The sequence below is a fragment of the Sphingobacterium puteale genome (genome assembly GCF_050986225.1).
Lineage (GTDB): Bacteria > Bacteroidota > Bacteroidia > Sphingobacteriales > Sphingobacteriaceae > Sphingobacterium > Sphingobacterium puteale.
Map to the genome: position 1 here is coordinate 5,767,362 of NZ_CP158959.1, position 13,077 is coordinate 5,780,438.

A 13,077-nucleotide genomic window follows, 5' to 3' on the forward strand; every position below is an offset into this window, starting at 1 on the left:
ACCTTTTAGCGCAAATAGGCTCTAATAGATACTATGAAGGAAAATAGCACATATCATGATGGGCTGGAGTTTAATCATCTTCCAGAATCATTGCGTAAAAATCCTTTTGCCTTGCCTGAAAATTATTTCAGTGATTTAGAATCTAAAATAATAGGGCAAGTCAAGTGGATGGAATGCAAGGATGAATCTGTATTTGAGGTTCCTGAAGGATACTTTGATTCACTCCCAGATCTTGTGCTGAGCAAAATAGCGGAGGATTCCCTCAAAAACAAGGTCGCTTTGGAGGGCTTTACTATTCCTGAACAATATGCTGGGATATTAACAGAAGATATCTTTCATCGAATTTCAGAAGAAAACTTAAAAGAAAAAATCCAATCGGATGGATTTACAGTGCCAACAGGTTATTTTCAAACGCTTGAGCAAAATATCACTACAGACATTGCGGAAGCAGAATTAAAGGATATTGTTTCAACAGAAGGCTTTGCCGTTCCTGTAAATTATTATTCAGATCTTGAAGCAAGTATTTTAGCCCGTGTTACTGAAGAAAAATTAAAAGATGCCATTCCTGCGGCAGGTTTTGATATTCCCTCTCATTATTTTGATAATCTTTCAGATAAGATTATTGGAGCTATTCAGGAAGCTGAACAAGAAAGAGATTCAACGCCTATCCGTCACTTAGGGAAACAAAAAAAATGGTATGCTAGATATGCCGTAGCAGCATCGTTCACAGCTATGTTAGCCCTTGGGGGGTATTGGGGATACCAATACCAGCAACAAAATGCTTTTACTCAAGAGCAAGATAACTTAGCCGAAGAACAGTTGAGTCAACATTTATCTGAAATACCAAAGCAGGAAATTATCAATTATCTTTCTGCTTCTGCTTCAGGAGATGACATTATATATATGTCCCAATATACGGATGAAACAAATCTTCCGACAAAAGGATTTGGCACTAATATATCTAAACAAGAGATAGAAGATTATCTAAACTATACCTTATAATGATGTTCAACAAAAAATACATATGGATAACATTGTTCTTTAGTATATTTTCTATAGCCTTGGGCTTTGCACAAGACAAAAATCGTTTCCAAGCTATTGAAAATGAAAAAATAGCTTACATCACTAAAGAACTAGATTTGACTCCGAAAGAAGCACAGCAATTTTTTCCGCTCTATAATGAATATAGCCAAACATTATGGGATATCCGGAAAGAAAAATTAAATGGTGCTCCTAAAAACAGTTTTAGAGGTGGATCGAGGGATGTATTACAGTATGATGCCAAAGAGGTACAGATAAAGAAAGAGTACCGTGCAAAATTTGCCAAAGTAATAGGCAATGCCCGAGCATCGCAATTCTTTGAAGTAGAGCAGGAGTTCAGGGAACATCTCTATAAATCTTTAAAAAATAGAGGAAGGTAATCCCGAAAATAAAAAAGAAGTCTTAAAGACTTCTTTTTTATTTTCGGACATTTGTAAAATCATGTTAAGCAACAGAGAATTATTTTTAATGAACACCGCTCAGACCTCTAGCTCACCTAGATTGATTGAAGTGGTTAAAGCCGAAGGTGTTTACCTATATGGCCCCAATGGAGAAGAATATATGGATCTTGTCTCCGGATTTAATGTGAGTAATATCGGGCATCGCCACCCCAAAGTGCTCGAGGCAATAAAGGCTCAACTCGATCAATATCTGCATGTCACGGTCTATGGTGAATTTATACAAGCGCCACAAGTCCAGTTTGCAACAGAGTTATTAGCGGAATTACCTTCAAATTTTCAATCGGTATACCTGACCAACAGTGGTGCAGAAGCTGTAGAAGGGTCTATGAAAATAGCGAAGAAGTATACCGGACGAAGGCAAATTATCGCAGCCAAGAAGGCTTATCATGGTAGTACACAAGGTGCCCTTAGCCTTATCGGGAATGATGAATACCGTCAGGCTTATGCCCCACTCCTTCCGGAAATAGACTTTATTACATTTAATGATCCCGAGGATTTAGCGAATATTACAGATAAAACTGCTGCTGTCATCCTAGAAGCCATTCAAGGAGAAGCCGGTGTCAGAGTTCCTGATATAGCCTATATACAAGCTGTAAAAAAACGTTGCGATGAGACAGGCACACTGCTCATATTTGATGAAATCCAGACAGGTTTTGGCCGCACGGGCAAGTTATTTGCGTTTGAGCATTTTGGTATAGTGCCGGATATCCTCATGTTGGCGAAAGGCATTGGAGGAGGCATGCCTTTGGGTGCTTTCGTTGCAGCCAAAGAGGTGATGGACGTCATCAAAGACAACCCCATGTTGGGCCATATTACGACCTTCGGAGGCCATCCTGTAAGTTGCGCCGCGGCACGTGCATCGCTTGCTGTAATTAAATCAGAGAAGCTGGTAGAACAAGTGGCTTATAAAGCCAATTTCTTTCGGGAAAAACTCAGTCATCCGGCAATCAAAGAAATCCGTGGGCTGGGACTTATGATGTGCTTACAATTGGACAGCTTTGAGCAAGTCTATAGTGTGAGTAAGTATTGTGCCGAACAGGGAGTAATGATCGACTGGTACCTTCATTGTGAAACGGCACTTCGTGTAGCCCCACCGTTAACCATTACCGAAGCTGAAATAGAAAAAGCCTGTAACATCATTGTAAAAGGTTTGGAAAAATATGCTAAAAGTATGTAACTTTAAAGCATAACAAAAACCTAATAATGAGCACAAACCGCAGATCATTTATCAAAAAAAGCATAATTGGTGCCGGTCTTTTGACCGGTGCTAATTTATTGGGCAACGAAGCTTACGCCTATGGAGAAAGCTTCAAATCTTCAAAAATAAGTTTGAATGATGGAGACGTCATCCTGTTTCAGGGTGACTCCATTACGGATGTGGGCCGCGATAGGGATAACAGAAAAGCCAATGACACCAACGCTTTGGGTCGTGGTTATGCTTTATTGGCCGCGAGCGAACTATTGAATAAATATGCCGCAAAGAATCTAAAAATTTACAATACCGGAATCAGTGGCAATCGTGTACCTGACCTTCAAAAACGCTGGGCAGAGGATACTTTAGCAATCAAACCAACCGTATTAAGTATCTTAATCGGTGTAAATGATTTCTGGCGAACCATAGACCGCGGAGCCAAAACAACTGTTGAAGAATATAAATCCCAATACCAACAATTGTTGCAGGAAACCTTGCAGAAACTTCCAAATGTCAAACTGATTATTGGAGAACCTTTTGCCGTAAAAGGGGTTGGCCATATCACAGATGCCTGGTATCCTAAATTTCTAGCCTATCAGGAGAGTGCACGTGAAATCGCAAAAGAATTCAATGCGATACTCCTTCCCTATCAGAAAATCTTTGATAACGCACAAAAGACAGCTCCAGGTGCCTATTGGGCAGCGGATGGTGTACACCCTACGCTAGCGGGAGCACAAATGATGGCCACAGCATGGATGGATTGCATCAAATAAAAAACGAGAGGGCGGATATTTTGACAATATCCGCCCTCCCATTTATTAATAAATCGCATGCTAAATCTCTTTATAAGGCGTCTTTTGTAAATCCGGAAGAAAATAAGCAACGATACCTATCAAGGGTAAATATGAACACAGGTGATAAATAAACCCGATGGAGGTATGATCCGCCTGCCAACCGAGAACGGCCGATCCTATCCCGCCCATGCCGAATGCAAAACCATAAAATAGCCCTGAAACCATTCCTAGCTTTTTAGGCAATAATTCCTGCGCATAGACAATAATGGCCGGAAAGGCTGAAGATAATATCAATCCGATAATGACAATCAGTATTCCAGTCATCGTGAGACCAACATAGGGTAAAGCCAATGCAAAGGGGGCCACGCCTAAAACCGAGAACCAAATCACATACTTCCGTCCAAAACGATCCCCGAACGCTCCACCCAGCAACGTACCAACCGCAACAGCTATCAGAAAATAAAACAGATATACCTGTGCTTCAACTTCATTAATCCCAAATTTTTTCATGGTGTAAAACTGGAAATAGTTTGTAATACTGGCGATGTAGAAATACTTTGACACGATTAATAACAATAGAATAAAAACGGTAGTAACAATACGTGAATTGGGTAGATCCGGTACACGAATAATTCTTTTTGTCTTTCTGGAAACATTTGCAAGCCTACGTTTATACCAAGTACCAATATAGTAGGAGATAAACTGACCAACAATTGTAAATAAACACATCCAGGCAATGGCCTGCTGACCGCGAGGTAAGACTAGAAAAGCAACGATAATAGGTGCCAAAGCTGTACCTGCATTTCCGCCTATCTGAAATATAGATTGCGCCATACTCCTTCTACCGCCCGAAGCCATATAGGCTACGCGCGAAGATTCAGGATGGAAGATCGAGGAACCGATACCTACCAGGAAAACGGAAAACAAGATCCATGCATAAGTATGCGCCTGGGAAAACAGCAACATGCCCACAAGGGAAAAGGACATACCGATAATCTGTGAGTATGGCACCGGACGCTTATCAGTAAAAGAGCCTACAACAGGCTGAAAAATTGACGCAGCAATCTGATACACCAGTGTAATCATCCCTACCTGTGAAAAACTCAGGTGGTGCTCTTCTTTTAATAAAGGGTAGGTAGCAGGAATTACAGCCTGAATAAGGTCATTCAGCAGGTGCACCATGCTCACGGCAAACAAAATAGAAAAAATAGGCCTGGTTTCTTTTTCTTTGATCATGATTTCGCTTAAATTAAAAAGGTCGATTTATCAAATCAACCCTGTATATCTGCATTTATCTATATTACGCGTACCAACAATCCTTTGAGGTATTCACCTTCAGGAAAGGAGGCCCGTACAGGATGGTCCTCAGGCTGATGGAATTGTCGAATAAATTGTATTTCTTTGCCTGCATCCAAAGCTGCCCAGGCAAGCACCTGCTTAAATGTATCCATATCCATTGCGCCGGAACAAGAGAAAGTGGCTAATAATCCACCGCTATTCAACAGCATTAAACCCCGACGGTTTAAATCTTTATAAGCACGTGAGGCACGCTCCAAAGCCGATCGCGAAGGCGCATATTTAGGTGGATCCAGAACGATCAAATCAAATTTTTCCCCTTCATCTATAAATTTGCGCAATTGCTTATTGACGTCTGACAATATTGCTTTATGCCGGTTCGGCTCAAATCCGTTTTCGACGACATTTTTTTCCAGCGTTTCAATGGCCAATGATGAACTATCCACCGACACGACTTGACTTGCTCCAGCTTTTAAGCTGTTCAACGTGAACCCACCAGAATAGCAGAAACAATCCAATACACGTTTATCAGCAACATATTGTGCGGTCAACAATCTATTTTCCCGCTGGTCACAGTAAAATCCTGACTTTTGACCGTCAATAATATTTACTTTATAATGAAGACCATTTTCGATGACGTCTACAAATTCAGGCGGCATCGCCCCCGACAAAAGACCATTGGTATCAGGTAAGCCCTCATGTTCACGAGATTTCAGATCACTGCGTTCATAGATTCCAGTAGGATTTAACAGCGTATTTAGCTCCGAAATAACGATATCTTTAACTTTTTCTACTCCCACAGAATGAATCTGAATAGAAATAAAATCAGCATATTTATCCACGATTAATCCAGGAAGAAAGTCTGCCTCGGCAAAAATCAAACGAACGGTATTGGTAATGCCTTCCTGCAGCAAATGTTGTCTAGCTATCACCGCCTTTTGAATACGGCTGCGCCACCAATCCGCATCAATCTGAGCTTGTGGATTCCATTCCAATAAACGAATCGCTACCCGGGAGCTATTGTGAAACAATCCGTATGCAATAAACTCACGCTCCGCATTGTATACACCAACAACTTCGCCATCTTCTATCTTATCGGACAATGATTTAATTGCTCCCGAAAATACCCAAGGATGCAATTGCCAAGCAGCCTTATCTTTACCCTTATTCAAATAAACTGATTTCATTACTGCAAAATTAACTTATTAATTGTAAAACTTAGATTCTTTAGTGTAATAAAAAAGTATTCTGAAAGAAATATTCTTGTATATTTACAAAATGAATTTAAAACATGTTTTTTTTAACCACAGCGATTATCGCTATTATATTTTCTTGCAAAAAATCTGATCCTGAACCCACAATTAAAAATGAGGAAGATCTTGAGGTTGTCAATTCAACTTCATTTGAGAAAATAGAAATGAAAGTCAGTCAAGAAATTAAAGCTGAACCATATTTTATGGTCGGCTATGGTTATGATGCAAAAGAGAACCTACTTTTTGTCAATAAAGGCCTGCGTGCAAAAATCCTCGACACAAAAAAACTAAGTCAGTCTACCGAAATTTATAGACAATTTGGGTCAACCGGTGGTGGGAAAGTCAGGGAAAATATGTCAAAAGATCAATTATTACGCGAGCTGGAACTGTATTTCGGCTTCACCGCAGAGAAATTCGGTACGACCGAAACAGAAATACTCACAAACATTCCAGAATCGAGCGAGGATATTCAGCTTTCACATTATTATGCTGAAAATTTTTCCTATGGAACTTATGAGTTTAGCGCTAAAAAACCAGTATTTCAGCTTCAAGAATTTATCAACTTTGTCAATAACAATACTCCGACCGATATTGTAAAAAAATATGGGACACACATTATAATTAGCTGTTCCAAAGGAGCATCAGCAAAATTGATCAAATACCTGCAGAAAAAGACCATACTCGAGGATAAAGTTGCAAAAGATTGGAAAATTTCAGCATTTGTCCTAGGTGGAGATCTTCGAGTATTCGATTTTCATCCAACCAAGAATACCATTGATGTCAGTGCATGGTTAAATACGTTAACAGAAGAAAATGGTGATTTTATTAGCTTTGGAAGATACGACCCGGTTCTACTCTATGAGCTTATTTCCGATAAAAGCAAAAAGCTCGAATTAAAGAATTACATAGACAACTATCTTGGCATAAAAAAGGGCTCCTAATGGAGCCCTCCAAGTTTAGTTATGGTTGATTAGATATCTTTTGAACGCTTCGAAGTTGACCGCCAAAGGTTCCGCTAATTTTTCTTTTCCCTGCAACGCTTCTGCACCGTTCGGCAATACAATTTTTGCAAACACATCTGTATCTATCGCATCCGGAAATTTACAAGGATGTGCAGTCGATAAGAATACCGAAGCATAATTTCCGGGAAATTCGCTCGCGTAAGCCTTCGCACCCAACCAAGCAATAGCCGTATGAGGGCAGGCAATATAATTTGTTTCTTGAACGAGCTTTTCCATCCCAGCTTTTGTTTCTTCGTCAGTAAAGGTATAAGAAGAGAGCATAGCTTTTAACTCTGCCAGATTACCTGCAAAAAGATCCTGAATCCGCACCCAATTGCTTGGGTTTCCAACATCCATGGCGTTACTCAACGTCTGGACAGAAGGTTTGGGTTCGTATTGTCCTGAAGAAAGGAATCGTGGCACTGTATCGTTGACATTTGTCGCTGCCACAAAATGTTTGACAGGAAGCCCCATTTTGTAAGCTAACAAACCTGCGCCAATATTTCCAAAATTACCACTTGGCACGGTAAATACGACTTCATTGATACCTTGGGATTTCAGTTGGGCATAAGCATAAAAATAGTAAAAGGTTTGCGGGATCAATCGGGCAATATTGATTGAATTGGCAGATGTCAGTCGCAATGTTTGATTGAGCTCTTCATCATTAAACGCCAGTTTCACGAGCGCCTGACAGTCATCAAATGTACCATCGACCTCAAGGGCGCGTATATTTTGCCCGTTTGTTGTCAACTGTAGCTCTTGTACCTCGGAAACTTTGCCCTTGGGATATAATATGGTCACACGAGTCCCCTCTACTCCCAAGAAACCTAATGCCACAGCTCCTCCAGTATCGCCTGAAGTTGCGACGAGTACATCCAACAATTTATCATCAGCTTGAGAAAAGTATCCCATAATACGGCTCATAAATCGAGCTCCAAAATCCTTAAAAGCATAAGAAGGTCCATGAAATAGCTCCAGTACAGCCGTACTATCGGTCAGGAATTTTACGGGTGCTTCAAAATTAATCGCTTCATCGATGATTTTCTTTAAATCCGATTTGGGAATATCATTGCCCAAAAGTGTTGAAGCGACTTCCAACGCAATTTCCTGTAGAGAGTATTGTTGTATATTTTTGATAAACAAGGGATCCAATTGCGGAATCTGTTCGGGCATATATAAACCTTTATCTACTGGCAGCGAATTAAATACGGCATCTTTGAAAGAGACAGCTAATGCTTTATTATTTGTACTGTAAAACTTCATCTTTTTATATTTACTTTAATATACATCTATACTGAATATGATCTCCCCATATTATACAGTCGTCATAGATCAGTCAGACGCCATTTCCATGTACTATTTTTATAAACACGGTATGGCAAAATTTTAATTTAATACTCTCGGTCCTTCTATATTTACTTTTGAGACGTAGCCAAAGCTCTCAATTTCATTTTCCTTGAGATGAGCCTGGATGCTGTCTGCAATCTTTTGGGCGATCTGCTCATCCCGTGTCATTGCAACGACCGAAGGGCCTGAACCTGATATACCAAAGCTCAGAGCTCCATGCTTTAGGGCGATTTCCTTCATTTCATAAAACTGCGGAATCAATATCGCACGCGTAGGCTCTATAAGAATATCCTTCATGCTCCGGGAAATCAGATCATAATCTTCTTTAAATAAAGCCGCTACCAATCCGGCAATATTGCCCCATTGCGTCACAGCATCTTTTAGCAAGACTTTATCTTTGATTAATTGTCGTGCATCACGTGTAGGGACATCGACCTGTGGAAACACCACTGCTGCCACTAATTCCTTCGGTGAAGGAATAGAAACAACATCCAAAGGCTCATTGCCCCTGATTAACGTTATACCACCATAAAGTGCCGGCGCAACATTATCGGCATGACCTGTACCACAGGCTAACCGCTCCCCCTCGACACAGAACGGTAACAATTCTTCTTTCGTTAATGGGTTGCCAAGCATAACATTGATCGCAAAAAGTCCTGCCACCGTACTCGCCGCACTGGAGCCCAAACCCGATCCGATTGGCATGTGCTTGTGCAATTCAATTTCGACACCGACTTTCGACGCAATATTTAACGCTTGCAACAGATACTGAACACAAGCAGACACGGTGTTTTTACTTGGCTCGAGCGGGAGCCTACCATCATCTCCTGTGATCTCTTTTATGGTGACTCCGGGTTGCTGCTTTCGCCGCATGATAACTTCATCTCCAGGTTGCTCCACAGCAAAACCCAGTATATCAAAACCACAGATCATATTCGCAACAGTTGCAGGAGCAAATACCCGAACTTCCGGCAGCATCTTGTCCAAATTGATGACTTTACCTTTTAGATATTCTACATTTAAATTATTAGCCATTACTTCAATCGTTATTTACTTCAAAATAGTCTTATGCTCCAACGTTAACCAAATCCGCGAACACACCCGCCGCAGTCACTTCGGCACCGGCACCGGGCCCCTTGACAACCAAAGGGCGTTCTTTGTATCTTTCTGTGGTAAAAGAAATAATGTTATCACTACCCGATAGCGCGTAAAAAGGGTGGTTTTCATCTACAAATTGGATCGCGATAGAAACTTTTCCATTTTCAAGCTTTCCGATATAACGTATTACCTTCTTCTCACGGGCAGCTCTTGCTTTCATATCTTCAAAAAAAGCATTCTCATTCTGTAATTCCGCATAGAAGGCATCCACGGTATCGGCTTTCAGACAGGCTTCCGGAAGAATCGGTCCCAGATCTACATCTTCCGCTTCAACGGCGTAGCCAGCGTCTCTTGCCAAAATCAACATTTTACGCATAAAGTCTATTCCCCCCAAATCATCCCTTGGATCCGGTTCGGTATAACCCAACTCTTGCGCTTGCTTTACAACATTGAAAAAGGTAGCATCGTCTTTGAAATTGTTGAAGATGTAAGATATCGTACCGGAAAGAATGGCCTCAATCTTTAAGATACGATCGCCACTCAACATCAAGTCTTTAAGAACCCTTACGATAGGTAGCCCGGCACCGACATTCGTCTCATAGAAAAAGTCAACCCCATGTCTATGGGCAGTATCGCGAAGCGTCTTGTATTGTGCATATTTTCCAGAATTCGCGATTTTATTACAGGTTACGATGGAGATATTGGATTTAAAGATATCTTCATAATACGTGGCCGGCAACTTGCTTGCTGTATTATCAATAAACACACAGTTTGGTAAGTTTAAGGCTTTCATTTTTTCAATAAATAAAGCCAGATCAGCCTCGGAACCATTTTTTTCGAGCTCAGCCGACCAATTATTTAGTTCTACACCTTCGGTATTAAACAACATCTTACGGCTGTTGGAAATTCCAACCACTTTGATCTCGATATCGTTCTTATCCAGCAGAAAATCATGTTGATCCTCCAATTGTTTAAATAACGTTGCCCCGATATTACCTGTACCGATATTAAACACGTGCAATGTTTTTTTCAATTCCGCGAAAAAAGCATCGTGAACAGCATTGAGCGCTTTGGCCAAATCTTCTTTACCGATGATGACGGAAATATTATATTCCGATGACCCTTGTGCTATAGCTCTTACGTTGATACCATTTCGTCCAAGAGCAGCAAATAACCTTCCGGACATCCCCGGAGTCCTTTTCATATTTTCGCCAACAATGGCCAATACAGAAAGATTATCCTCTATAGCAGGAATGACCAGCTTATTTGCTTGGATTTCCAGTTCGAATTCAATTTCAATCAACTGTATCGCACGCTTCGCATCCGAGGGATTAACCGCAAAGGTGATGCTATGCTCCGAAGAAGACTGTGTGATCAATACAACATTAATCTGCTCCCTTGCCAACAGCGTAAAAAGTCGCCCGCTAAACCCAGACTTGCCAATCATTCCTGATCCACTTAAATTGATGACAGAAATATCCGAGATAGAAGAAATCCCCTTGATCGGCAACGCAGTTTTTCCGCTGTCAAATTGGATTACCGTACCCGAGAAATCAGGCTCAAAAGTATTGCGGATGACAATCGGAATTTTCTTCAAAAATGCGGGTATCATGGTTGGTGGGTAGATTACCTTAGCACCAAAATAAGAAAGCTCCATTGCTTCAGTATAGGAAAGCACCGGGAGTGAAAAGGCTTTTTTCACGATCCGCGGATCTGCAGTCAACATGCCGTTAACGTCAGTCCAGATTTCAATAGCTGTCGCATCTAGTATCGATCCAAAAATGGCAGCAGTATAGTCCGATCCACCTCTTCCCAGGGTAGTGATGCGACCATTCTCATTGCTACCAATAAAACCGGTTACAAAAAGCAATTTATCACTGTGTGTGATATACATTGATTTCACGAGCTGCTCCGTCAGGGTTTCATTTAAATGAGCGTTGCCAAAGTCCGAATCGGTCTTTACATAATGCGAGGCATCAATAAATAGAGACTCCGGTATATACTGTTCCATTACTTTAGAAACCATATAATTCGAGCATCGCTCACCATAACTCAGAATTAGATCCTTACTTTGATTACTGAGCTCCTTCAGTGCAAAAATTCCCTGGAGCAGATCCTCGACCTCATTGAAAAATAACTTAAGTTTGGTGAAAACCGGATTTTGGAACTTGACTGCGAGGAGCTCTTTCACTACTGCAAAATGTTTATCCTCCAAAGATTTAAGCCCATCAGAAAAGGACTTTCCTTCTGCAGCTTCCTCTGCCAACTGGGTTAGTAAATTTGTTACTCCTGACATCGCAGATAATACCACCAGTGGTTTTTCCTTAGCATCATAGGATTTCTTAACAATGCTTAAGACTGCTTTGAGACTTTCTACTGTTCCGACTGAAGTTCCTCCGAATTTTAAAACTTTCATACTGATTTATACCGTTTGTTTAGTTTGATTTATGTGATAAAAAAGAAGCGCTTTCCTTTTTGAGGAAAGCGCTTCGAAATATTGTGTCTACAATTATATACAATGAAACTACTTCCTCCTAAGTTTTATCCCGGTGGTAATAATAATCGTTGTAATAATTGTGTTTGTGCTCATTGTTATTGCTTATGTGCAGTAAATATAGAACAAATATTATCACATTCCTAAAGAAAATTAATATTTTTTTTCAGATTCACAAAAACAAGCCTTAAAGAATGATATTCTACCATAAGCCGATTGGTTGATCGGAACTGATACCGCTATATGGCTGTAGTAAAAGTTCGACAGACCGATTAAATTTCAATATGTCCAAAAAGCGTTAAGAAAGATGTTAAAATTGTTAAAATTTCGTTAAATCGCCTAAAAAAAATTTGACCCTGAACTGATATTGTATTATATTCGCAACAGTGCTGTCCAAAATAGATGACAGTATTGAATATTAAAAAGTTAAATGTTGTACAAAAAAGCGATTTAATGAAAACAAAGAAATTTATAGCGTCAATGCTATTTATCGGCTTATGTCTAGTGTCGCAGGCACAAACCAACAGAAACTCCAAACCAGAATCAGATCCTGATAACCTCGCCAAAGAATACTTCTCACAAATCATGGGAGTTGCAGTCTCAGCAACTACAAATACAAAACTTTATCAATTTGTTTACGAATGGCTAGGTACGCCATATCGGTTGGGCGGAGACTCAAAAAGAGGTATTGATTGTTCTAAATTTTCCTACGAATTATACGACAAGGTGTTTAACACCTCTTTAGGCTACAACAGCCGTAATCAGTATTCGCAAGTAAAGACAGTAGAGAAAAATGAATTGAAAGCAGGTGATTTGGTATTTTTCAAAATCAGAAGCAGAAGCATCACTCATGTGGGGGTATATATTGGTGATAACAAATTTGCTCACGCTTCGTCCAGCAAAGGCGTAATGATCAGCAACTTAAACGAACCTTATTGGAGACGCTATTATTATAATGGTGGCCGTTTGCCAGAAGACAACAAATCGCTCACTGCCGAGATATTAAAAGCAGAAAAAGATAATAAACTGAATTAAGGATTCCGTTATCGAGATACAAAAGTCCAAAGCTTTAAACGGCTTTGGACTTTTTTTATACAATT

General features: G+C 40.2%; 11 protein-coding genes. 6 read left to right on the top strand and 5 right to left on the bottom strand.

Annotated features, from left to right (window positions below):
- The first annotated feature begins 33 nt into the window (after window positions 1-33).
- The 4 genes from ABTV71_RS24155 (at window position 34) to ABTV71_RS24170 (ending at window position 3,467) form a co-directional block, all read left to right on the top strand.
- On the top strand, window positions 34-1,002 hold the full coding sequence (locus ABTV71_RS24155; protein WP_433901367.1) for a hypothetical protein: 969 nt from the start codon (window positions 34-36) through the stop codon (window positions 1,000-1,002).
- A complete protein-coding gene (locus tag ABTV71_RS24160; RefSeq protein WP_245971482.1) occupies window positions 1,002-1,421 on the top strand; it encodes a hypothetical protein in 420 nt (139 codons plus the stop codon). The genes ABTV71_RS24155 and ABTV71_RS24160 overlap by 1 nt, the downstream gene beginning before the upstream one ends.
- A gap of 61 nt (window positions 1,422-1,482) precedes the next feature.
- Entirely contained in the window at window positions 1,483-2,679 is a 1,197-nt protein-coding gene (locus ABTV71_RS24165) for an aspartate aminotransferase family protein (RefSeq protein ID WP_433901368.1), read from the top strand.
- Between the two features lie 26 nt (window positions 2,680-2,705).
- Window positions 2,706-3,467 (top strand): SGNH/GDSL hydrolase family protein, encoded by a 762-nt coding sequence (locus ABTV71_RS24170; RefSeq protein ID WP_433901369.1) that lies wholly within the window; start codon window positions 2,706-2,708, stop codon window positions 3,465-3,467.
- Between the two features lie 60 nt (window positions 3,468-3,527).
- On the opposite strand, the gene ABTV71_RS24175 is transcribed toward ABTV71_RS24170, so the two are convergent.
- Both ABTV71_RS24175 and ABTV71_RS24180 read right to left on the bottom strand, forming a co-directional pair.
- Window positions 3,528-4,724, bottom strand: coding sequence for an MFS transporter (locus ABTV71_RS24175; RefSeq protein ID WP_433901370.1), 1,197 nt, complete (start codon window positions 4,722-4,724; stop codon window positions 3,528-3,530).
- Window positions 4,725-4,783: 59 nt separating this feature from the next.
- A complete protein-coding gene (locus ABTV71_RS24180) occupies window positions 4,784-5,971 on the bottom strand; it encodes a class I SAM-dependent rRNA methyltransferase (protein WP_433901371.1) in 1,188 nt (395 codons plus the stop codon).
- A 104-nt stretch (window positions 5,972-6,075) separates the two neighbouring features.
- Here ABTV71_RS24180 and ABTV71_RS24185 point away from each other — a divergent pair, with 104 nt between their 5' ends.
- Complete coding sequence (locus tag ABTV71_RS24185) at window positions 6,076-6,978, top strand: hypothetical protein (protein WP_433901372.1); 903 nt, start codon at window positions 6,076-6,078, stop codon at window positions 6,976-6,978.
- 15 nt (window positions 6,979-6,993) lie between these two features.
- Here ABTV71_RS24185 and thrC read toward each other — a convergent pair whose 3' ends face one another.
- From thrC to thrA, 3 genes are all read right to left on the bottom strand, one after another.
- The gene (gene thrC, locus ABTV71_RS24190) at window positions 6,994-8,301 is read right to left on the bottom strand and encodes a threonine synthase (RefSeq protein ID WP_121127171.1); all 1,308 of its coding nucleotides are present in this window, start codon (window positions 8,299-8,301) and stop codon (window positions 6,994-6,996) included.
- A 123-nt stretch (window positions 8,302-8,424) separates the two neighbouring features.
- Window positions 8,425-9,363: a homoserine kinase gene (locus ABTV71_RS24195; protein WP_121127202.1), complete on the bottom strand. Its 939-nt coding sequence runs from the start codon at window positions 9,361-9,363 to the stop codon at window positions 8,425-8,427.
- 88 nt (window positions 9,364-9,451) lie between these two features.
- The gene (gene thrA / locus ABTV71_RS24200; RefSeq protein ID WP_433901373.1) at window positions 9,452-11,899 is read right to left on the bottom strand and encodes a bifunctional aspartate kinase/homoserine dehydrogenase I; all 2,448 of its coding nucleotides are present in this window, start codon (window positions 11,897-11,899) and stop codon (window positions 9,452-9,454) included.
- A gap of 531 nt (window positions 11,900-12,430) precedes the next feature.
- Here thrA and ABTV71_RS24205 point away from each other — a divergent pair.
- Window positions 12,431-13,012 carry a C40 family peptidase gene (locus ABTV71_RS24205; protein WP_121127201.1) on the top strand — a complete coding sequence of 194 codons (582 nt, stop codon included), beginning with the start codon at window positions 12,431-12,433 and terminating at the stop codon, window positions 13,010-13,012.
- Window positions 13,013-13,077 lie beyond the last annotated feature (65 nt).

Coding starts and splice junctions, on each gene's coding strand:
- ABTV71_RS24155 (WP_433901367.1), top strand. CDS start 34: ATGAAGGAAAATAGCACATATCATGATGGGCTGGAGTTTAATCATCTT.
- ABTV71_RS24160 (WP_245971482.1), top strand. CDS start 1,002: ATGATGTTCAACAAAAAATACATATGGATAACATTGTTCTTTAGTATA.
- ABTV71_RS24165 (WP_433901368.1), top strand. CDS start 1,483: ATGTTAAGCAACAGAGAATTATTTTTAATGAACACCGCTCAGACCTCT.
- ABTV71_RS24170 (WP_433901369.1), top strand. CDS start 2,706: ATGAGCACAAACCGCAGATCATTTATCAAAAAAAGCATAATTGGTGCC.
- ABTV71_RS24175 (WP_433901370.1), bottom strand. CDS start 4,724: ATGATCAAAGAAAAAGAAACCAGGCCTATTTTTTCTATTTTGTTTGCC.
- ABTV71_RS24180 (WP_433901371.1), bottom strand. CDS start 5,971: ATGAAATCAGTTTATTTGAATAAGGGTAAAGATAAGGCTGCTTGGCAA.
- ABTV71_RS24185 (WP_433901372.1), top strand. CDS start 6,076: ATGTTTTTTTTAACCACAGCGATTATCGCTATTATATTTTCTTGCAAA.
- thrC (WP_121127171.1), bottom strand. CDS start 8,301: ATGAAGTTTTACAGTACAAATAATAAAGCATTAGCTGTCTCTTTCAAA.
- ABTV71_RS24195 (WP_121127202.1), bottom strand. CDS start 9,363: ATGCTGCCGGAAGTTCGGGTATTTGCTCCTGCAACTGTTGCGAATATG.
- thrA (WP_433901373.1), bottom strand. CDS start 11,899: ATGAAAGTTTTAAAATTCGGAGGAACTTCAGTCGGAACAGTAGAAAGT.
- ABTV71_RS24205 (WP_121127201.1), top strand. CDS start 12,431: ATGAAAACAAAGAAATTTATAGCGTCAATGCTATTTATCGGCTTATGT.